We start from the raw sequence: 19,283 nt of genomic DNA, 5'->3' as shown, positions 1-19,283 counted from the left end.
ATTTAAATGTTTTTTCAAAAAACCGTTGCATTCTATTTAGAAATTAACAAAATAACAAGAAACTATGTTAACATATAAATAGATTCAAAGAAATATTAATAAGACTGGGAGGTGTATCACCAATGCACATAATAAGCGATTTTAATAATTCCTAGTAGCAGAAATGTGAAGTCTCATTTTTGAATACGAAAAGGAGATTAAATTATGAAAACTTTAAAAAGATTTTTAGTTGTTACAATGAGCATGTGTATGACAATCGGGTTAATAATGACACCTATTCACGCAGAAGAAATTATTAAACCAGTATATATAGAAAATGGTCAACTTTATAATACTAAAGAGAATGTTTATGATTCTCTATTAAAACAAGTCACAAATGCTTCAAAAGATATGGATACATTTTCTATGCTAAACGAAGAGCAGTTGAATACTATTAAAGCGATTTACGACTTAAAAGATTCCATTTTTAAATTAAAAGAAAAAAGTGAACCCGAATTAATATCTATGGGCTATACTGGTGATCAATTATATGCAATAGAAAATTATGATGGTTCTGATTCTATGACTAGAGCTGCCGTACCAACAATTTATAGTTCTGCCAATTATTCAATTAGTAATTACGGAAGTTACTCATTTTATAATGTATACGCATCCTTTGAATATGTGGGCACATATGTTGGATATCTCTATGTTAATAATAATTATGGAATAACATCAGCTCCTTACATCGGTGGAAGTAGCACTACTCCAGCTGCGCCAAATAGTTATAGTAGTACTATAGACTATAATTATTATATTGGTTCTTCTAAATATACAACTTCAAGAAGTGCAACAAGTGTCAGTAGAGAAAAAGGTGCATGTATGTTTTCTTTCCCAGTTGGTGTAGATGTTTCAGGAACAAGAGGTTATGTTACTTCTGGAAGTTTTAGTATACAATGTAAAGTATCATCAAACATTAGTTCTGTAAGTGGATATTGTGGATATATATACACTACAGCAGATAGAAAATCTGACTTTTTAGCAACAGCTGGTGCAATATGGTATTCAATTTTTACAAATGATGTAATAGGAACTATACTTTCTTTTGTAAATTTTCAAAATGATGCCATTACATTAGCTGGAATTAGATTTTAATGTATTTTAGTACTTTAAAAATAATAAGGAACAAAGCACACCAAATATATAGTATTTATTTTAAAGCCGTACTCATGTGCTTTGTATCCTATTTATTATTCAATTCCGTCAGATTTCTAAGTAACAGTAATACTTCTCAGCCTTTTAATCCCAATCCAATTTATCCTTGGTGGAAAGATACCCATTTACTTATAATCTTTATATTCATCTACATTTTCATAGTGAATCCGTTAAATGTTTATATTTATAATTATTGCTATAAAGAAACCATGTCAATAGAGCGTCCTTTCTTGTTTTGGAAAAAAGCGGTATGTTGTTCTTTTATACAGCTTATCACTATTGGATTCGGAGCCTTAATGTTTATAATCCCCGGCTATTATATTTCATATAGATTGAGATTTCTTCCCCTATTTGTTGTAAACCATTATACTCAATTAAATTCATTTCAAATTATAAAATGGTGTTGGCAAGAAGGAGCTTTCTATACTTTATCTGATATCTTAATCATTGATATTATTTTTGGAGTTATTCATTACTGCTTATATAATTTCGATTATATTTGGATCGCTTTTTCAGCCTTACAATATTGTATATTTACAATTTTATATTCTCATAAAGTCTCAATTAAAAATAAACCTAATATTTAAATCATAAAAGCATGCAAAAAAATATAGTTTAACAAAAGAGTTTAAGAAGATAAAGGATTTAAATCCATTTATTTACTAAACTCTTTTTATATTATTACTTAACAATAAAAGAATATTTATCGTTTTGATGACAGACATTAGAAAAATATGCAACATACTAGAAAATTACACCTTTTTATACAGTATACAAGACAATAAAAATTAGATAAGATAATAAGTGAAAGGAGGATATTTATGAAGAAAATTTTAAAAAGAGTAACATGCTTAATGATTGCATTAACAATTTGTTCCATTACCGGATATCAACACAGTCATGACGAAAACTGCGGTTATAATCCTGAGACTAAAAGTGGATGCATGTATGAAGTGACACCAATTATTGAAGGAGATCCACCTATTTAATGGAAGATATAAAAAAATATATTATTAGCAATGATCTTAAAACATCGTTAATACATAAAGATGTCCATTCGGCTAACTATAATTTTTTATACTCAGACACAGGAAAAGCAATAATTGAGTTCACTGAAATAGAAACGGAAAAGATTCTTGACAAGGCTTTTAAAGACTATTATTATTACCATGTTTTTTTCATGGAAAAAAAGAAACAAGAGCTTATTGCTTTCCTTCTCAATTACACAGAAAAATTTATGGGTCTTAAAAATTACAAAAAACTATTGATTATTATATTTAGTAATATTGTAACGATAAGAAAATTTAGAAAAGAAAGTATTGCATTAGATGAATACCTCAATGCTTCTTATAATGATTGCGAATCACAAACAGGTTTTGAAGTTCATTATTATATGCAATTTAGTGCAGTGCTACATCGTTATTGTAATCAAAATTCAATAGCAAAAAAACAGATTGAATATTTATTAAAAAATACTAATCCAAGTGATACTAATGTAGTTGTAATGAATTATTATATAGCATCACTTGTATATACAACTGATGGCAAGCTTGATCAAGCAATGGAGTTCTGTTATAAAGCAAAAAAATTATTATTAGAAACTAATAATTATGTAAGATATTTATATAATCAAATGACTTTCGCTAAAGTGCTAAGTTCACTAGGAAATTATAAAACAGCAAAAGATGTTTATACTAAATGCTTAGAGGGTGCAAGAGCTTTAAACGACAAAGTTCAAACAAACATTTTAGAGTATTTATCTACTGTCATCATGTATATGAAAGATTACAACGCAGTTATCACTACACTTGATGAAATCGACAGAGAAGAAATCAGCAATAATGCAGCATATTTGTATGCTTATTCTTATCTTCAATTAGGAAATAAAGAAAAATGCAAAGAATGGATTGAAAACGGAAAAAAGGCTATTTTCTTCCATCAAAGTGCCGCTAACTATTTGATTTTGATAGATAAATTATTAAAACAAAACTACAATGAAATCATTGATTATTTAAAAGAATTTCAGAAGTCAGAAAAAAGCACGGAATTTTATGGTAGCTATAAGTTTTTGACAAAATTATTAATTAAATATTTAATAAAAATAGAATCATACAAAGAAGCTTGTTATTATGCAAATGAATTACTTGATTTTAGTTAAATTTTCAACATTAATCAATTAAACAAGTCATTCTACTAAAAAACATTTAAACTGGATCACTGTGATCCAGTTTTTTATTTACACCAATGTTTATTCAAACACTGTTGCTGAAATCTGGGTATATGCTCTTAAAATAACGAAACATTGTTTAAAGTCCTCCTGATTGGATTGAACAATATCGAAGTTTGAATATAATCAAGTGTGTAAAGGAGATGAAGCATATGTATATCTACTATCCAAGCTGTAATTTTATGAAAGCCTCCCCTGCTACAGAAAAAAAAGGTAAAAGCCTACTTGAAACAAGGCTTCAACATCAATCATACAAAATGTTGTCGAATCGAAGATTTATCCTCATTAAAAGACTTTACTGCACTAACTGTTTGTCAAGCCTGCAATGAAGAAATTCAAAGAAAAGAACCGACTATTCAAAGAATGAGTATTTGGGAATTTATCGATCAGGATTCAAACTTTATTTTTCCCGATTTCAAAGGAGAAAAAATGGTTCTGCAAGATTGTTTTAGAGATGCACAGAACCCTAAAGCTTATAATGCCGTAAGAAGCATTATGATAAAAATGAATATTCAAATCATTGAATTGGATAACAAAAAAGAAAATGCCGATTTCTGCGGTTTACTGCATTATGAACCAAAAAACAATAAGCTGAAAGATTTATGGAATCAATACGATAACTGTAAACTCTCTCGCCTACCTTTAGAATTGCAGAAGCAGTTCATGGAAGAACAAGTCGCACTATATAAAGATAATCTAGCAGTATGCTGCCACAACTCATGTTTAAGAGGAATTAAATTAGGTGGAGGAAATAGGATTCATCTTTTGGATTTGGTTATGCAGACTAAATAACAGCATAATAAAGCGTAAAGAAAAATTGAGCTGCTTTGCTCAATTTTTATATTAGATGCAGTTCTGCAAATTCTTTCTTGGTTAATGTCGCTCCTTTTTTTTGAACGATTTTACCCGAAACTCTATTAGCGACTTGAATCGCTTGTTTTAAAGGCAGGGAATGGCTAAGACAGGCAATAACCGTTCCGATATGTCCATCTCCTGCTCCAATCGTATCGACAGGTTCCACCTGTTTCGTAGGGATAAAACAGCTTTCTGTATCATCTTTATAGTAAGTCCCCTCTGCTCCCAATGTCACAATAATAGTATTTTGATTTAATAAATAAGTCTCTTCAACTGCTTTTTCCAAGCTATTTTGATTACTGAAAGAGAGAATTTCACTTTTGTTTAAGTGAAGAATTGGATGCAATGCCAGTAAACGCTGCATCTTTTCTTTTGCAATCTTGCAGATTCTCGGTCCCGGCGCAAAGAAAATAGTAAGATGCGGATTCTTCTCTAAAAATGAAATAATCTGATCTCCTGAAGTTTCTTCAATTTCCAATCCGCAAATATAAACAAACTGAAAATCTTTAGTATCAATACGATCAAACCATTCTTCTTCAAAAAAATACTCTGCCCCATGCTCACAGATAAAAGTACGTTCTCCGCTTTGATCGACGATACAGTAGCAGCAGCCATTTGAACGTGCCGGTTCCAATAAGATAGGAATTTTTTCCTGTTTAAAATACTGACGCACAAAATCTCCATAGACACCTTGCCCCACTGGTGTAAATAAAACATAGGCACTTTGAAACAAAGCCAGCATTCTGCTCACATTAAAGGCACAACCACCAATGTGCAGGCTTTGCTGTCTGATGTTTTCATCTTCACCAATTTTAGGCATGCGTTCAACTTCGATTACTACATCACAGACGGTGGATCCAATAACTAATGTTTTCATATATTTGCTCCTATACATCTAAATGAATTTGGCTCATTTCCTGCTCATACTGCAAAGATGGCGGAATAACGTTAAGTAATTGTTCAGTCTCCTGTTCTCGCACCCAGCATTCCGCTTCTTCTTTCGTAAGAATCAAAGGCATGCGGTCATGAATCTGATCGACACTAGCATTCGCTTTGGTTGTGACAATGGTATATTCATAGCGGTCTTTTTGATAACGATATAATCCCGCCATATATAAATAGCTATGGTCTTTCAAATGAATATCTGTTTTCATTTTTGCCGCATCCCATTCATAATATCCATTTGCCATAATCAGGCAGTGCTTTAACTCTATAAAAGTAGGTTTTGTCAGCAATGTTTCACTTCTGGCATTAATAATTGAGCGCTTATTGATTTTAAATCCCCAATTTGCTTTTTGATAAGTAAACTGATTTTGATCATAAATCATGATTTTATATGGATCATTTGGATAGATAGTCTGTTTCTTACCATGAAGCATGATATAAAACTGTCCGCACATTACGATCACCTCATTTCTATTCTATCATTATTCCCATCATTTTTAAATCACTATACTTTATGAATGAGATTTTGATATAATGGTGAAGAGGTGAAGGAGATGTATTCTTATCTTGAATTAAAAAATGATACCTTCAATGAAATCAATGTGAAGTTCTGCGGCATTCAAGAATGCAGTGCCAATTATGCTTACGGACCTGCGATTCGCAGTCACTATCTGATTCATTATTGTTTGAACGGAAAAGGATATTATCACGTTCATGATAAAATCTATTCTGTTGAAGCTGGTCAGGCTTTTTTAATCTATCCTGATGATACGACATTTTATCATGCTGATGAAAAGGATCCTTGGACTTATCTATGGATTGGCTTTGATGGAGATAAAGCTGAATATTACTGTCGGCAGTGTGGTTTTTCTTCTATTGAGCATGTTATTGCTTGTCGATTGGATAAAGAAATTAAGTCATGTGTTGAATCTATGATTACCCATCACCAAATGAGCTACAGCAATGAACTGTTCATTCAGGGACAGCTTTATTTGTTTTTTTCATATTTATCCCAAAATCAGCCGTACTTTAATAAAAAAGATACTATTAAAAGCAATAATATCTATATAGTAAAGGCTATTCAGTTTATTCAAAACAACTATCAAAATAAAATCAGTGTTCAGAATCTTGCGGACTATTTATCATTAAACCGCAGTTATTTAAGTGCCCTTTTTAAAAAGCATTTGAAAACAACACCACAAAGTTTTTTACTTCAATATCGTATGAATAGAGCTCGAGATCTGCTCGTAGATACTGATCTTCCGATCAACCAAATTGCTTATTCTTGCGGTTATGCCAACCAGTTAGCTTTTTCCAAAGCTTTTCATCATACATATGATTCATCTCCAAGTCAATATCGAAAATCCAATCAGCTTAAATCGGGGCAAATCTTGATTAAATAAAATTTTTCGGACGGATACAAGCAGTAAGTTTGTATCCGTTTTTTATAGCTAAAATGTTACCAAGATTCCTTGAATAAAATAATCTATTACTTTATATAAGGACATTGCTTTATTTTTTAAGTTCTTCATTAGAAAAATACAATATACAAAGTACCATCTCACGTTTATTGTAAGTTTTTATAAAGCAGATAAGCAAACAAAATATCCAATATATACACATGAGAAGTAAAAGCTGTTATGACTTTCAAACTAAGAATCTGTTCCAAAGGATTAATACCAATAAAATTATGACGCATCGGTGTTAATTTACCATATCGACAGCCAATTACATGAATACCAGTCTTTTCACACAAATAAAAACATGTGCTTTGACACATGTTTTATCCTTTCAATCCTCTTGACTGACGATCCATATCTTCAATCACAATATCATAGATTTCTCCTAAGGTTGTACAATATTCCAATACTTTCCAAGGCTCATTGGTATGAAAATGAATTTTAATCAGTTCGTCATCGCCTACTGCCAGCAAGCAGTCTCCGGCAAAATGAGTGATAAAATAATCATTGATCATATCTTCATCAAGATTTTTTCCTTCAATCAAAAGCTGAGTATCATATTTATATTCTAACATTGTCTGACTCCTTTCAAATAGCCTTTACAAAAACTTTACCACTCCATTTTAGAAAGTCAAGTTACATCCTCTTTCTATTTTCCTATGATCGTCATTTTCTATAAATTCTATTGATTACTGGCAAGATTATTTATAACACTAAAGCTTAAAAATCTTTCCATATATAGCATGTATTCATTTTGCCATAGAAAAAAGTGCTCTTCTAAGAACACTTATTTCGCTTTAATAATATAAATTCTTGAGCTGTAATCACCATGACTGCCATCATGAATCTCATTGATTGATTGCGGTGGTATATCCGATGTAATAAGCCCAACATTCATCAGTTCATCGCCATAGCAGTCTATATCATGCACAGAGACATGATATTCTTTATCCGGAGCTAATCCGCAAAGCGGCAGTCTTTCATAGGCAACGTTGACCTCCTGCAATGGCTTGTAATAACCGACTAAAGCTGTATTTTGATCTTTGGATACAACCATCCAAGCGGTTATCTTTGTTTCAAACGGACTCTTCAAACGATAAAATGTTCCAAACTGAATGAGTTCACGATATTCTTTCATGAATTCTACTTGTTTGACTATCTTATCTAAGGTTTCCTGATCTAACTGATTTAAATCGAGTTCATAGCCGAATGTTCCAAAATAAGCCACATTGGCACGCGTTTCAATCGGGGTTGAACGATAAACCTGATGATTTGGAATAGCCGATACGTGTGCACCAATACTTGAAAGCGGATAAACAATGGATGTCCCATATTGGATCTTTAAACGTTCAATCGCATCACTGTCATCGCTTGCCCAGCATTGCGGTGCATAATACAGCATTCCCGGATCAAAACGGGCTCCTCCGGAAGAACAAGACTCAAATAAAATACTCGGAAATTCTGTTGTCAATTGTTCATATAAGCGATAGACACCTAAGATATACTGATGCATAACTTTTCCTTGATCTTTTGCGTCTTTAGCTGTGGAATATACTTCACTCATACAGCGGTTCATGTCCCATTTAATATAAGTGATAGAAGATTCCGAGATCACTTTATGCAGCATTTCATAAATAGCGTCTACTACTTCATCATTTGAGAAATCTAAAATGTATTGATTGCGTCCATGACTGGAAGGACGATGCGGGGTTGCTAATGTCCATTCCGGGTGCTGACGATAGAGATCAGAATCATGACTGACCATTTCCGGTTCAATCCATAAACCAAACTGCAGTCCCAATGCCTCTATTTTTTCACTTAATCCTTTAATCCCGTTAGGCAGTTTATTTAGATTCGGATACCAGTCGCCTAACCCGGTTGTGTCATCATTACGCTTACCAAACCAGCCATCATCTAGCACAAAGAGCTCAATCCCAAGCTTTTTCGCCGTTTGTGCCATTGAAACGATCTTACCTTCATCAAAATCAAAATATGTTCCTTCCCAGTTGTTCACTAAGATCGGTCTCACCAGATCACGATATTTTCCTCTTGCCAGTCGCTTTTGATAAAGTTCATGATAAACCTGACTCATCCTGTTTAACCCTTGATCCGAATATACCATTACCGCTTCTGGTGTTTGAAAGGATTCTCCCTGACTTAGTGCCCAGCTAAAACAATGTGGGTGAAGTCCCATGCTGATCCTTGTTACATCATAAGTATCCACTTCTACCTGCGCTAAGAAATTACCACTGTAGACAAAGCTGAATCCCAACACTTCTCCATTAAATTCTGTCGCATCAAAACGTTTTAAAGCAATAAACGGATTAAAGTTATTGCTTGAGTTTCCACGCATCGAATAGATAGATTGAATCCCGTGTTCCAGTCTTCTTTCTCTGACACTGCGTTCTCTTGACCAAGCACCGGTCAATTCGATCATTTCATACTCTTTATCCGGTAAATCTAAATTCATACTCATAGCTGTTTCTAATGAAATTGGAGCCTGACCACGGTGTATAAAGCGAGCGTTGCGGCAGATGGCCGGCAACGTTTCATAGATCGTATAGCTTAAAACCAGCTCTGTCTCCATCACTGTATCATACATTGTAACAAGCAGTGTTGTCGCTTCGCTTTCATCTTCTACATAGGTAGCAGGCAGTCCCGGCAATTTAGGTTTTCCCTTCACTAACTCATAAGTTTGATAAGTAAAATCAATAATTCGACTGCCATTTTCCTGAACAATATCCATTGCCGGATGACGCATATCTCCGCTTCCATAAGCAGGATACTCCTGTTTTAAATGTTCGAGTGAAAAACATAGATCTCCCTCAAAACGACACACTGCCATAGAACGTGCCTGCATTTCTAATAAATGATCGAAACTTTCACGATCACGAATGTGTTTCCCATAATAAAGCTGTCCCAAATGTCCGTTTTTTAACACTTTAAATATATAGCTTACGTGTTTATTATATAAATGAAAAGTCTGAGATGTTTCATGAAATAATATTGGCATAATTTTCTCCTCTGCATTCCTGTACTCTTTCTACCATTATAGCATGCCCTCTCTTATAAACCAGTAGCATTCGTTATTAAAATATGTCCAAATGTGATATCTTCAAAATTACTTTCTCTAAAAAACACGCTGTATAAATAAGTTGTTAAGATTTCTTTTATTTACATTTTTTAAACTTTCATTGTGATAGAATAGTCGAGAAACGAAAGGAGTAAGACATGAAATTATTAAATGAAATTCTTCGCGGGATTCTCATTGGTATTGCAAATATCATTCCCGGAGTCAGTGGCGGAACGATGGCAGTATCCATGGGTATTTATGATGATATCATATATTCTATCACCCATTTATTCTCAGATATGAAAAAAAGCATTCGGACTCTGTTTCCTTATATTTTAGGAGCCGGAATCGGAATTGTTTGTTTGTCGTTTGTCATTGAATATTTGTTTCTTCATTTCCCTATCCAAACTAATCTATGCTTTATAGGGTTGATTTTAGGTGGACTGCCTATCATTACTAAACGCATCAAAATCAAAAAACCGGATTTTTCTCACAGTTTGATCTTTATCTTGTTTTTTGCTTTAATTATTGGAATGCAGTTGTTAGGCGGACAAGGCACTAAAGATGTGACGATTCAAATCTCATTGCTGGAAATAATCAAACTCTTTTTGATTGGCGCTGTAGCATCAGCAACCATGGTTATCCCGGGGGTCAGCGGTTCAATGATGCTGATGATTATCGGCTATTATAACCCCATAATCAGCCATATCAATCTATTTATTAAGGCTTTGGTTGCCTTAAACTTCGATCAGCTTATACAAAGTTCAATGATCTTAGTTCCCTTTGGCTTAGGCGTTGTAATCGGTATTTTCTTGATAGCGAAAATTATTGAAATTTTATTAAAAAATTATGAATCCCATACGTACTGCGCTATCTTAGGTTTAGTCATTGCTTCACCGATTGCTATTTTAATGGGAATCAATCTTACTAATTTAAATCTTCCTATTCTTTTGACCAGTGCGATTACCTTCATCATTGGTTTAATCATTGCACGGTTTGCCGGACAGGAATAAATAAAAAGGAATATAGCTGAATTTAGCTATATCCTTTTTACTTGAAGGGAGGGTTGTATGCACTTAATTATAAGTCTACAGTGAATCTCTCCATTCATAAGATGGATTTGGCTCTTATTGAGCCCAACATATGTTAGGGGGTCTAGTCTTCCGATTCAATCGAAATGCTTTCGGTAATTCTTCGTCACCTGCAGTCATTTCAACCATCGGAACGAAACGAGACGGAAATACGTTTTTCAAATCAAATTTACACATTATTTCTAATGGCACTTCTATTTTGCCTTGGAAAATATTTATTCGTTCCTCAGACAACATAACTTGTCCAACTAGCGCAGCCCCATATAAACCCATCGCTATAAGACTCAATGACTGTTTCATATTTCTCATCTCCTTTCCCTTCCTCTTTCTACACTTACATTATATACCACCAATGCAAGAATTTAAATGGATTTGCCTTATTTTTCTTTTCATATTATGTAAATCCTAAATTTCAAATACTATTTTAAGCGAAATAGTATATATGAGATACTACTTTTATCGTTAAACTCCTATCATTTTCTTATTCGTCAAAACATATCTCTGAATCATCTGGTACATTCCAACTGCTGCAGCTGTTCTGATCAAAATAGAATCAACATCAAAGATTCCGATTCTCAACAAAAGAGCAGTTACTTCAAAAATCAGAAAAAATATACAGCTGAACGTCATCATCTGAACCAATGATGCTTTACGATTTAAAATTGCAATAAGTACTCCCATTGATATTCCAATAAAGATATTCATGATAAAAAAACGAATTGGAATATTAACATTGAGTGAACCATCCCATAAACTATTAAAATAGTATATCATAGTTTTAAATGGGATTACATTCACGGCTTCTTTCAACCAATGCTCTAAACTAAACATCCAGCTAGGCATCAAACGATTCGTACTCCAACTCAACCCTAACAATAGTAAAAAATAAGCCGCCCAACAGTATTTTCTATTTCCTTTCATCCATGTTTTCATTCTTCCCCCTCTTTCTTTCCTACTATTAGAATAACATTCCTCTGACTTAGATTCAATGTATCTTTTGGTAAATAAATGCTTTATAATACAACTGGAGGGATTCTATGTTTATTATCATTATTCTTGCTTTACTCTTTTTATTACCATTTTTTTATTTTGGACCCATTCATAAAAACAAAGGTCATTTATCTTACGATGTTTGTATTGTATTAGGCTATCCGGCTAAAAAAGACGGAACAATTCACCCAATTTTACAATCGAGAATGGATACTGCCATTCAGCTATATCACCAAGGTACCTTTAAAAAAATAATAGTAAGCGGAAGTGCCGTTAAAAACGAATATCTCGAGGCTGAAGTGATGAAAACCTATGCTTTAAAGCATGGCATCAAAGAAAATCAGCTTCTACTAGAGACCAAAGCCCGTAATACCTATGGAAATATTCAATATGCAAAGCAGATCATGAAGCAGCATTGTTTGACCAGCGCTTTGATTATCACGTCCCCTTGGCAGCTTAGAAAAGCGAATCGCTTTGCGAAAGAGGCTAAAATGAATTTTGCAATGATGCCTTCTCACTATCCACACCATTTTACCCCATTCCATATTCTAGGGGCTTACCTTTATTCTTATTTAAATTTATATCGAAACTTCATCTATGCCATTATTAAAAAATAATGAAGCATCTTCTTTGACCGGATTGCATGAATTTGATAGACTATCCTCAGTTAGTGAACACTAACTTATAAGGAGGTCTTAATATGGAAAATATTTTAATCGTATATTGGTCTGGTACCGGGAACACTAAAAAAATGGCAGAGGAAATTCGCAATGGTATTATTGAAACAAATAACACTGTCACGTTAATCGATTTAAAAGAAACAACACCACATATAAATGGATTTAAAAAGATTATGCTGGGTTGTCCGGCAACGAGTAAAGAACAGCTTGAAGGAACAACATTTCTGCCATTTTTAGAAGAGATCAAAGCACAATTGGCAGATAAAAAGGTTGCTTTATTTGGTTCATACGGATGGGGAGACGGTGAATGGATGAGAAAATTTGAAGAGATCATTTCTCAAAGTTCAGCTGTTCTTTCTGGCAGTCTCATCATTAAAGGAGAACCTGAAGAAAAGGATTCTCGTTGTCTTCAGTTTGGAAAAGATTTTGCTAATAACTAAAAGGAACTTTATTTATAGTTCCTTTTTTAAATAGATCATATCTTTTAAAAGCACTCCGTCTTCTATAATGGGATGATCATAGTGATCTAAAAAGAAATTTGGTATAATGTGATCTCGCTTAAACCCGCATTTTTCATAAAAAGGAATTGTTTTAGGACTATCCCCAGTGCCTACTTCCATATATTGATAGCTGGAATGATAATATGAAAAGAGAAATTGTATCATTTTATTACCATAGCCATGTCCTTGATGGGATGGCAGTGTCACTAAATTTTTGAGTTCGCATGTCTGCCTATCCTTAAAAATCACAATACTTACTGTTTTAACACCCTCCTCCTCCAATGCCCACATATCACCCTGATATAAATAAGCTTCAACTAATTCTTTTTGTTCATCCGCCAACAAGAGCCATTCAAAATAATCTTCTTTATGCTCCGTTATTAATTTTATTTCCATGTATTTTCCTTTCTTGTTTCAATAAAGATTGAACTATCGCATAGATTTTATTAGAATAAAAGTATAAAGATTGAGAGGAAAAAATATGAAGAAGTTACTTATATGTTTATTATGTTTAGGGTTATGGACAGGCTGTTCCCCTAAAAAAGATACACCTACAACAGCAGCACAGACTTATTTGAAAGAGGCAAAAGAAAAAGTAAACGAAGCCAGTCAGGAAGTCTTGGATCAATTTACCGGAACAAGCGGTTTTACTATCCCAAATGATTTGATAAAGAAACTTAGTGATTTTTCTTTTACGATTACCAATGAAAAAATTACAGATACCACTGCTACCGTTGATGTTACCTTTACAGCTTACGATTTTGGCAAAGCCTTTAAAGCCACGTTTCCATCTGCTTTTGCCTATTCATTAAATGAATCTCTTTCTGGCACTGATCAAGAAACGATCAGTCAGGAAGTTCAGAAAATGTTTATCGATGGATTCAATACGGCAGAAAAGGATTTTACAACAACGCTCACATTAAGCCTGCATCAAGATGAAAGCGAAAAATGGGTAGTCGATGATAATCAAGATCTGCAAAATATAATCAGTGGTAATTTAGTAAATACGGTTAAAGAATTAAATGATTCTTTTAATCCTCAATAGCGCTTCAATAAGAGCGCTTTTTTCTTTACCATTTTAAATCAAATTCGTTTTCAGTTAGTCTTATTTCACAATCTTTTATTTGTATCTGAGTGATTTCAAATTGATTTTTAACAGCTTGCATCAGACATTCGTATTCCTCGTTCTTTCCTTGAACTTCCATTTCCACTCTGCCATCATATAAATTTTTAACCCAGCCGGTAAGATGAAAGCGTCTTGCCAGTTGAATGACTGTATAGCGAAAGCCAACGCCTTGAACATATCCGCTAAAATAAATATGTTTTCTTATCATCTTAGTCATCTCCTTTATTCATTCAAAGATTCTAATAGTTCCTGCAGTTCTTGCCAGCGCTGAATGATGATTGTTCCTTCTTCATTTTCATAGTTATTTTTAGTAGCACCTTGATATAGAACAGGCTGCAACGAAGCATTTTTTGCACCAATGACATCATAATAAGGATGATCTCCGCAATACCATACTTCTTTTGGAGAAAGCTCGGCTATTTCCAATGCCAAATCAAATATACGCGGATTAGGCTTGCGAAATACATATTCACTTGTCGCTAAAATAAACTCGAACGGGTGATGGATTAATCGAGATATACGCTTTTCTAAAGCTTCCTGACTATAAGCAATATTGCTGATAACACCGGTACGAATATGATGCTTTTGTAAATAATTTAAGAATTCTTGAATACCTTCTGTTGGCTTTCCTTCAGCTGCCTGATCCCAGAATAATGTCTCTATCTCACTGTTTGATAAAGACAACTCAATACCATTGGCTTTATAAAAATAATTTTGATAAAAGTGGTTATGTACTTCCGCTATCATGGTATCGAGTGAACTAAAGCGTCCTAATTCCCTATTAATATCTGTGGCTCTTGCCTGAAGTTCTTCGGCAGATAGATTATATCTGTTTTTTACAGCATGTTTTAAGACTGCCTGAGTTCCTCTCACTCCATTAAATTGTTTTTCCGCTACTAATGTTTGACCATAATCAAACAAAATCATTTTCGGTTTATTCATCGCTGCTTCCCATAATCCTTTCTAATCTTAAACGCTTTTTAAACGCACCGTTTCTTTCCTTTTTTTCTTTACGTACCTGCTCTAGCTGAGTAATTGAAACATTCATTGTTTCCGCTAATGCATACACCACTTCCAAAATATCACAAAGTTCTTCTTCGTTTTGATCCACTAAAAATTCATGGGTTTCTTCTGACAGTTTCATTAATAAAGCTTGATAATATTCTTCATCATTCATCACTGATATGACTGCTTTTTTGTTTTGACCGGCAATAATTTCCGGAATTTTATCTCTAACTAATTTCATCCTTTCTCCTTTACTGTGATCATATATTAAATTTTAAAAAATATAAATAAGACAGCTTCCTTCAACCATACTAATAATGAAGGAGGAATTATAATGAACCAGCCACCAAAAATGATTTCAACTAAAGACAGCGGTTCTTTCGACGATCAGTTAAATACTATTCTGGTATTATCTAAAAAAGTGAAAAGTTATAAAGAAAGTGTAGAGGACAAAGATATTCAAATGACATTAGATCGATTACATAGTATGTTAAAAACACATTATTCAAAATTATTGGAGTGTCTAAATGGATAATTTAAACCCACCAAAACAGCCAATTCTTCCTAATGAAAATGCTTTTAATGACTATGATAAAATCGATGATGTTCTATTATCTTTAAAATCACTTTTAAGTGACTACACCACTTTCATTATTGAATGTTCACATTTAGAATTACAGAAAAAACTGATCGAAATTCAAAAAGAAACCTACTGTTCTCAAAGAGAAGTTTTTGATTTAATGTACTCAAAAGGATGGTACAAGCTTGAAAAGCAAACCCCTGAAAAAGTACAAAAGGTTTATCAAGAATATTCTGGCAAAGAAACGCAATTATAATTCTTGTTTTAAGAGCCATATGGCTCTTTTTATTATAATCCTGAGTGTGTTATATTTATTCGCTTCTATTTTAACACATGCTTTCTATAAAGTCATTTCAATAAAAAATGCACCTGCCTGACAGGTGCTAAAATAATAAACGCATATCATACCAAGTGACAGAACCATGTGTAGAAGCTGATTTTCCTTCATTCACAAAGCCAAACTGTTCATAAAAACCGATAAGATGTTCCTTACATGTTAGAACAATGCCAAGCTGTCCGCGGTTCTTTGCAGTCTTGATAAAATAATACATCAGCTGCTGTGCAATACCTTGATGCCGGTAGTCTGGCAGGACATCTAAGCCAAAGACCATTTGATATTTTCCAGATGGATCATGATAGCAGATGCTTTCGTAAGCTTCATCTTGAATCGTATCCTCATTACTGATACAGCCATTGATAAAGCCTACTATTTTTTCTTCTGTCTCTGCGACAAAGAAACAGTCTTTAAAAGCTTCAATACGTTCCTTCAAAGCCTCTTTAGACGCAGCTTCTGCCTTAGGAAAACAGCAGTTTTCAATATCGGCAATCTCTTCTAAATCCTCTATTTTTGCTGATCGAATTATCATGTTAGCCCTCCCTGCAACTATCTCTATCATAACAATTCTTCAGCTGCTTCGCAATTAGTTTTCTTCTTTGTAAAACAATTTACTGATTTCATTTAAAACTAAGGTTAAAGAAGAAAGTAAGAAAATAATTATCCATGCATTCATTGACAAGCTCACCGTTTTAAGTAAGATCTTGAAGAAAGGGAAAATCGTAACACTGATCTGTAAAGCAATACTTAACACACAGGTTGCCAGTAAATATTTATTTTTAAAGATACCAATCTTAAAAATCGAATGGTTCATGCTTCTTAAATTTAATGCATGAATTAACTGTGAAATAGATAAAACCATAAATGCCATTGTCTGACCATAAGCATGAGAAATATTCAATCCATAGCGATAGGCAACTAACGTGATCGTTCCGATTAGAAGTCCATTCATTAAGGTGAAGATTCCCCCGCCATGACTAAAGACAGATTCATCTTTTTTTCTTGGCACTTCATTCATAATATAAGGATCTTCAGGCTCTAAACTGTATGCCAAAGCAGGCAGAGCATCTGTAACAAGGTTTACCCATAAAATCTGAACAGCGGACATTAAAGCATTGGTATGAGGCATCAAGATTACGGATAAAATCAATGCCATCATCTCTCCAATATTACATGACAACAAATATAAAATCGCTTTTTTAATATTAAGATAGATATTACGACCTTCTTCTATTGCCGATACGATACTGGCAAAATGATCATCGGTCAGCACTAGATCACTGGCTTGCTTGGCGACATCGCTTCCGCTTTCTCCCATCGCAATCCCAACATCTGCCTTTTTCAGTGCCGGAGCATCATTGACTCCATCACCACTCATCGAAACAACCTCACCATTACGCTGATAGGCTTCCACAATTCTTACTTTATGAGTTGGAGATACACGGGCAAAAATCTGATGCGTTTTTACTTGTCGCTTTAATTCCTCATCCCCCATTTTCTCAATCTCGTTTCCGGTTAATACAGAATTTGGATTTTGTGTAATATTCAGCTGTTTTGCTATCGCTAAAGCAGTATTAGGATGATCCCCGGTAATCATGGCTATTTTAATCGATGCTTTATGACAGGTTTCAATGGCTTCTTTTACCCCTTTTCTTGGTGGATCCATCAATCCGACATAGCCTAAGAAAATCAAAGGTTCATTATTTAATCCATTACCTTCTTTATAAGCAAAAGCGAGTACACGCAAAGCCTGATTCGCTAAGTTATTAGCTTCTTTTTGCAACGTCTCTTTGCGAATCGATGATAATGGTTCTATGCGTCCATCCCGATATTCACTCTGACATTCCTTTAATAAAACATCAATGGCACCTTTTTCAAACAGATAGCGCCTGCTTCCCATTTGATAGGTCACCTGCATTTTTTTCGTTTTACTTTCAAAAGGGACTTCAGAAATTTTGTGATACTCTTTTTTCATGGCGATAGGATCATAGTTTGCCTTCATTGCAAAGGTCACTAAAGCCAGTTCCATCGGATCACCAAACATACGGTCATCACCAAAGCTGACATCATGACATAGGCTCATACATTCATACATATGAGCAGGAACGTTACTCGGATAAGTGCCTACTACACTCATTCGATTTTGTGTCAATGTACCGGTCTTATCGCTGCAAATGACACTCACTGACCCTAATGTTTCAACACCTCCTAATTTACGTACGATTGCATGGTGCTTCGACATTGCCTGGACACTGAAAGCTAAGGTAATGCTGACGATTGCCGGCAGTCCCTCAGGAATAGCTGCAACCGCTAAAGAAATCGCTAAAAGCAGCATATCAAATAAATTCTTTCCTTGAATAAGTCCAATGACAAACATCAGACCACATAATCCAACAGTTAGAATTCCCAATAGTTTTGATAATTGTGCCAGCTTAATTTGCAAAGGACTGCTTTCTGTTTTTTGATCGGTTAACAGTTTAGCAATATGCCCTACTTCACTCTGCTTAGCAATGGCAGTAACCAGTCCCACTGCTTTTCCTTTCGTGACATAGGTTGACATAAATGCCATGTTTTTTTGTTCCATGATCGGCAGTTCCTGATAGCTGACAAATTCTGCCTGTTTTTTTACCGGTTCATTTTCCCCCGTCAGCATAGATTCATCAATTTCCAGCTGTTCGCATTCGACCAATCTTAAATCTGCCGGTACAAAAGATCCCGAACTTAAAAAAACAAGATCTCCGATAGTTAAATCTTGATAATCAATACTGCCGACATGTCCGTCTCTTAATACCTGAACGATCGGTGAATTTAATTTTTCCAGAGCTTCCAATGACTTTTCTGCTTTAGATTCTTGAAACACTCCTATAAACGCATTTAAAATAAGCACGAATAAAATAATCGAAGCATCAATTAATTCCCCTAATACAAGAGACATCACAGCACCAACGATCAATATAACCACCATTGGATCTTTGAATTGTTCTACAAACATTTTGATTAGACTTTTCTTTTTTTCTTTTTCTAAAATGTTTTGACCATACAATTCGATACGTTCTTTGACTTGCTTAGACGTTAGTCCTAGCTTTGGATCTACTTTATATTCTTCGTAGATTTCTTTAATCGTTTTTCTATAATCCATTGTCTAACCCTCCTAGTTATATCTATGAAAGGAAATAACGATTATGCTTGATCTTACCTACATTTTTTTTACAATATCTTTTAT

24 protein-coding genes are annotated in these 19,283 nt (G+C 34.0%); 11 read left to right on the top strand and 13 right to left on the bottom strand.

Annotated elements, in window-relative coordinates:
• Window positions 1–204 precede the first annotated feature (204 nt).
• From ACLRVU_RS01490 to ACLRVU_RS01475, 4 genes are all read left to right on the top strand, one after another.
• Window positions 205–1,134: a hypothetical protein gene (locus tag ACLRVU_RS01490; protein ID WP_412890393.1), complete on the top strand. Its 930-nt coding sequence runs from the start codon at window positions 205–207 to the stop codon at window positions 1,132–1,134.
• A gap of 881 nt (window positions 1,135–2,015) precedes the next feature.
• The gene (locus tag ACLRVU_RS01485) at window positions 2,016–2,183 is read left to right on the top strand and encodes a hypothetical protein (RefSeq protein WP_412890392.1); all 168 of its coding nucleotides are present in this window, start codon (window positions 2,016–2,018) and stop codon (window positions 2,181–2,183) included.
• On the top strand, window positions 2,183–3,352 hold the full coding sequence (locus ACLRVU_RS01480; RefSeq protein WP_412890391.1) for a hypothetical protein: 1,170 nt from the start codon (window positions 2,183–2,185) through the stop codon (window positions 3,350–3,352). Before ACLRVU_RS01485 ends, ACLRVU_RS01480 begins: the two co-directional genes overlap by 1 nt.
• A 294-nt stretch (window positions 3,353–3,646) precedes the next feature.
• Window positions 3,647–4,213: a hypothetical protein gene (locus ACLRVU_RS01475; protein ID WP_412890390.1), complete on the top strand. Its 567-nt coding sequence runs from the start codon at window positions 3,647–3,649 to the stop codon at window positions 4,211–4,213.
• A 46-nt stretch (window positions 4,214–4,259) separates the two neighbouring features.
• Here the strand turns inward: ACLRVU_RS01475 and ACLRVU_RS01470 are convergent, their stop codons facing one another.
• Entirely contained in the window at window positions 4,260–5,153 is an 894-nt protein-coding gene (locus tag ACLRVU_RS01470; protein WP_412890389.1) for a carbohydrate kinase family protein, read from the bottom strand.
• A 10-nt stretch (window positions 5,154–5,163) separates the two neighbouring features.
• On the bottom strand, window positions 5,164–5,676 hold the full coding sequence (locus ACLRVU_RS01465) for an SOS response-associated peptidase (RefSeq protein WP_412890388.1): 513 nt from the start codon (window positions 5,674–5,676) through the stop codon (window positions 5,164–5,166).
• A 99-nt stretch (window positions 5,677–5,775) separates the two neighbouring features.
• Here ACLRVU_RS01465 and ACLRVU_RS01460 point away from each other — a divergent pair, with 99 nt between their 5' ends.
• Window positions 5,776–6,624 (top strand): AraC family transcriptional regulator, encoded by an 849-nt coding sequence (locus tag ACLRVU_RS01460; RefSeq protein WP_412890387.1) that lies wholly within the window; start codon window positions 5,776–5,778, stop codon window positions 6,622–6,624.
• Window positions 6,625–6,788: 164 nt separating this feature from the next.
• On the opposite strand, the gene ACLRVU_RS01455 is transcribed toward ACLRVU_RS01460, so the two are convergent.
• From ACLRVU_RS01455 to ACLRVU_RS01445, 3 genes are all read right to left on the bottom strand, one after another.
• Window positions 6,789–7,001: a hypothetical protein gene (locus ACLRVU_RS01455; protein ID WP_412890386.1), complete on the bottom strand. Its 213-nt coding sequence runs from the start codon at window positions 6,999–7,001 to the stop codon at window positions 6,789–6,791.
• Window positions 7,002–7,004: 3 nt separating this feature from the next.
• Window positions 7,005–7,256, bottom strand: a complete 252-nt coding sequence (locus ACLRVU_RS01450; protein ID WP_412890385.1) for a kinase to dihydroxyacetone kinase — start codon at window positions 7,254–7,256, stop codon at window positions 7,005–7,007.
• A gap of 212 nt (window positions 7,257–7,468) precedes the next feature.
• Window positions 7,469–9,694 (bottom strand): alpha-galactosidase, encoded by a 2,226-nt coding sequence (locus tag ACLRVU_RS01445; protein WP_412890384.1) that lies wholly within the window; start codon window positions 9,692–9,694, stop codon window positions 7,469–7,471.
• Between the two features lie 218 nt (window positions 9,695–9,912).
• On the opposite strand from ACLRVU_RS01445, the gene ACLRVU_RS01440 reads away from it, so the two are divergent.
• Window positions 9,913–10,767: a DUF368 domain-containing protein gene (locus tag ACLRVU_RS01440; protein ID WP_412890383.1), complete on the top strand. Its 855-nt coding sequence runs from the start codon at window positions 9,913–9,915 to the stop codon at window positions 10,765–10,767.
• A 114-nt stretch (window positions 10,768–10,881) separates the two neighbouring features.
• Here ACLRVU_RS01440 and ACLRVU_RS01435 read toward each other — a convergent pair whose 3' ends face one another.
• Window positions 10,882–11,145 (bottom strand): hypothetical protein, encoded by a 264-nt coding sequence (locus ACLRVU_RS01435; RefSeq protein WP_412890382.1) that lies wholly within the window; start codon window positions 11,143–11,145, stop codon window positions 10,882–10,884.
• Between the two features lie 162 nt (window positions 11,146–11,307).
• On the bottom strand, window positions 11,308–11,778 hold the full coding sequence (locus tag ACLRVU_RS01430) for a VanZ family protein (RefSeq protein ID WP_412890381.1): 471 nt from the start codon (window positions 11,776–11,778) through the stop codon (window positions 11,308–11,310).
• 104 nt (window positions 11,779–11,882) lie between these two features.
• Here ACLRVU_RS01430 and ACLRVU_RS01425 point away from each other — a divergent pair, with 104 nt between their 5' ends.
• Both ACLRVU_RS01425 and ACLRVU_RS01420 read left to right on the top strand, forming a co-directional pair.
• Window positions 11,883–12,452, top strand: coding sequence for a YdcF family protein (locus tag ACLRVU_RS01425; protein WP_412890380.1), 570 nt, complete (start codon window positions 11,883–11,885; stop codon window positions 12,450–12,452).
• An 83-nt stretch (window positions 12,453–12,535) separates the two neighbouring features.
• On the top strand, window positions 12,536–12,955 hold the full coding sequence (locus tag ACLRVU_RS01420; protein ID WP_412890379.1) for a flavodoxin domain-containing protein: 420 nt from the start codon (window positions 12,536–12,538) through the stop codon (window positions 12,953–12,955).
• Between the two features lie 12 nt (window positions 12,956–12,967).
• Here ACLRVU_RS01420 and ACLRVU_RS01415 read toward each other — a convergent pair whose 3' ends face one another.
• Complete coding sequence (locus ACLRVU_RS01415) at window positions 12,968–13,411, bottom strand: GNAT family N-acetyltransferase (RefSeq protein WP_412890378.1); 444 nt, start codon at window positions 13,409–13,411, stop codon at window positions 12,968–12,970.
• An 85-nt stretch (window positions 13,412–13,496) separates the two neighbouring features.
• Between ACLRVU_RS01415 and ACLRVU_RS01410 the strand changes: the two genes are divergently transcribed.
• The gene (locus tag ACLRVU_RS01410) at window positions 13,497–14,060 is read left to right on the top strand and encodes a hypothetical protein (protein ID WP_412890377.1); all 564 of its coding nucleotides are present in this window, start codon (window positions 13,497–13,499) and stop codon (window positions 14,058–14,060) included.
• Window positions 14,061–14,085: 25 nt separating this feature from the next.
• Here ACLRVU_RS01410 and ACLRVU_RS01405 read toward each other — a convergent pair whose 3' ends face one another.
• Genes ACLRVU_RS01405 through ACLRVU_RS01395 form a run of 3 tightly spaced genes read right to left on the bottom strand, consistent with a single transcriptional unit; the run spans window position 14,086 to window position 15,387 of the window.
• The gene (locus ACLRVU_RS01405) at window positions 14,086–14,349 is read right to left on the bottom strand and encodes an acylphosphatase (RefSeq protein ID WP_412890376.1); all 264 of its coding nucleotides are present in this window, start codon (window positions 14,347–14,349) and stop codon (window positions 14,086–14,088) included.
• Between the two features lie 14 nt (window positions 14,350–14,363).
• Window positions 14,364–15,083, bottom strand: a complete 720-nt coding sequence (locus ACLRVU_RS01400; protein ID WP_412890375.1) for an HAD family hydrolase — start codon at window positions 15,081–15,083, stop codon at window positions 14,364–14,366.
• Entirely contained in the window at window positions 15,076–15,387 is a 312-nt protein-coding gene (locus ACLRVU_RS01395) for a nucleoside triphosphate pyrophosphohydrolase (RefSeq protein ID WP_412890374.1), read from the bottom strand. The genes ACLRVU_RS01400 and ACLRVU_RS01395 overlap by 8 nt, the downstream gene beginning before the upstream one ends.
• A gap of 93 nt (window positions 15,388–15,480) precedes the next feature.
• On the opposite strand from ACLRVU_RS01395, the gene ACLRVU_RS01390 reads away from it, so the two are divergent.
• Window positions 15,481–15,681 (top strand): hypothetical protein, encoded by a 201-nt coding sequence (locus ACLRVU_RS01390; protein WP_041139460.1) that lies wholly within the window; start codon window positions 15,481–15,483, stop codon window positions 15,679–15,681.
• A complete protein-coding gene (locus ACLRVU_RS01385; RefSeq protein ID WP_147553098.1) occupies window positions 15,674–15,982 on the top strand; it encodes a spore coat protein in 309 nt (102 codons plus the stop codon). Before ACLRVU_RS01390 ends, ACLRVU_RS01385 begins: the two co-directional genes overlap by 8 nt.
• A gap of 127 nt (window positions 15,983–16,109) precedes the next feature.
• Here the strand turns inward: ACLRVU_RS01385 and ACLRVU_RS01380 are convergent, their stop codons facing one another.
• Window positions 16,110–16,592, bottom strand: coding sequence for a GNAT family N-acetyltransferase (locus ACLRVU_RS01380; RefSeq protein ID WP_412890373.1), 483 nt, complete (start codon window positions 16,590–16,592; stop codon window positions 16,110–16,112).
• Window positions 16,593–16,646: 54 nt separating this feature from the next.
• Window positions 16,647–19,199 (bottom strand): calcium-translocating P-type ATPase, PMCA-type, encoded by a 2,553-nt coding sequence (locus ACLRVU_RS01375; RefSeq protein ID WP_412890372.1) that lies wholly within the window; start codon window positions 19,197–19,199, stop codon window positions 16,647–16,649.
• Window positions 19,200–19,283: the final 84 nt, after the last annotated feature.

This window comes from Beduini sp. (assembly GCF_047239305.1).
GTDB lineage: Bacteria > Bacillota_I > Bacilli_A > Erysipelotrichales > Coprobacillaceae > Beduini.
The sequence above is the reverse complement of the archived record's forward strand: the minus strand, read 5'-3'. Positions and strand labels throughout refer to the sequence as shown.

Bases quoted from the DNA above. Each gene is read 5' to 3' on its own strand.
- ACLRVU_RS01470 (WP_412890389.1), bottom strand. From the start codon at position 5,153: ATGAAAACATTAGTTATTGGATCCACCGTCTGTGATGTAGTAATCGAA.
- ACLRVU_RS01440 (WP_412890383.1), top strand. From the start codon at position 9,913: ATGAAATTATTAAATGAAATTCTTCGCGGGATTCTCATTGGTATTGCA.
- ACLRVU_RS01380 (WP_412890373.1), bottom strand. From the start codon at position 16,592: ATGATAATTCGATCAGCAAAAATAGAGGATTTAGAAGAGATTGCCGAT.
- ACLRVU_RS01375 (WP_412890372.1), bottom strand. From the start codon at position 19,199: ATGGATTATAGAAAAACGATTAAAGAAATCTACGAAGAATATAAAGTA.
- ACLRVU_RS01435 (WP_412890382.1), bottom strand. From the start codon at position 11,145: ATGAAACAGTCATTGAGTCTTATAGCGATGGGTTTATATGGGGCTGCG.
- ACLRVU_RS01490 (WP_412890393.1), top strand. From the start codon at position 205: ATGAAAACTTTAAAAAGATTTTTAGTTGTTACAATGAGCATGTGTATG.
- ACLRVU_RS01395 (WP_412890374.1), bottom strand. From the start codon at position 15,387: ATGAAATTAGTTAGAGATAAAATTCCGGAAATTATTGCCGGTCAAAAC.
- ACLRVU_RS01415 (WP_412890378.1), bottom strand. From the start codon at position 13,411: ATGGAAATAAAATTAATAACGGAGCATAAAGAAGATTATTTTGAATGG.
- ACLRVU_RS01430 (WP_412890381.1), bottom strand. From the start codon at position 11,778: ATGAAAACATGGATGAAAGGAAATAGAAAATACTGTTGGGCGGCTTAT.
- ACLRVU_RS01455 (WP_412890386.1), bottom strand. From the start codon at position 7,001: ATGTGTCAAAGCACATGTTTTTATTTGTGTGAAAAGACTGGTATTCAT.
- ACLRVU_RS01450 (WP_412890385.1), bottom strand. From the start codon at position 7,256: ATGTTAGAATATAAATATGATACTCAGCTTTTGATTGAAGGAAAAAAT.
- ACLRVU_RS01465 (WP_412890388.1), bottom strand. From the start codon at position 5,676: ATGTGCGGACAGTTTTATATCATGCTTCATGGTAAGAAACAGACTATC.
- ACLRVU_RS01425 (WP_412890380.1), top strand. From the start codon at position 11,883: ATGTTTATTATCATTATTCTTGCTTTACTCTTTTTATTACCATTTTTT.
- ACLRVU_RS01445 (WP_412890384.1), bottom strand. From the start codon at position 9,694: ATGCCAATATTATTTCATGAAACATCTCAGACTTTTCATTTATATAAT.
- ACLRVU_RS01460 (WP_412890387.1), top strand. From the start codon at position 5,776: ATGTATTCTTATCTTGAATTAAAAAATGATACCTTCAATGAAATCAAT.
- ACLRVU_RS01405 (WP_412890376.1), bottom strand. From the start codon at position 14,349: ATGATAAGAAAACATATTTATTTTAGCGGATATGTTCAAGGCGTTGGC.
- ACLRVU_RS01385 (WP_147553098.1), top strand. From the start codon at position 15,674: ATGGATAATTTAAACCCACCAAAACAGCCAATTCTTCCTAATGAAAAT.
- ACLRVU_RS01400 (WP_412890375.1), bottom strand. From the start codon at position 15,083: ATGAATAAACCGAAAATGATTTTGTTTGATTATGGTCAAACATTAGTA.
- ACLRVU_RS01485 (WP_412890392.1), top strand. From the start codon at position 2,016: ATGAAGAAAATTTTAAAAAGAGTAACATGCTTAATGATTGCATTAACA.
- ACLRVU_RS01410 (WP_412890377.1), top strand. From the start codon at position 13,497: ATGAAGAAGTTACTTATATGTTTATTATGTTTAGGGTTATGGACAGGC.
- ACLRVU_RS01390 (WP_041139460.1), top strand. From the start codon at position 15,481: ATGAACCAGCCACCAAAAATGATTTCAACTAAAGACAGCGGTTCTTTC.
- ACLRVU_RS01480 (WP_412890391.1), top strand. From the start codon at position 2,183: ATGGAAGATATAAAAAAATATATTATTAGCAATGATCTTAAAACATCG.
- ACLRVU_RS01420 (WP_412890379.1), top strand. From the start codon at position 12,536: ATGGAAAATATTTTAATCGTATATTGGTCTGGTACCGGGAACACTAAA.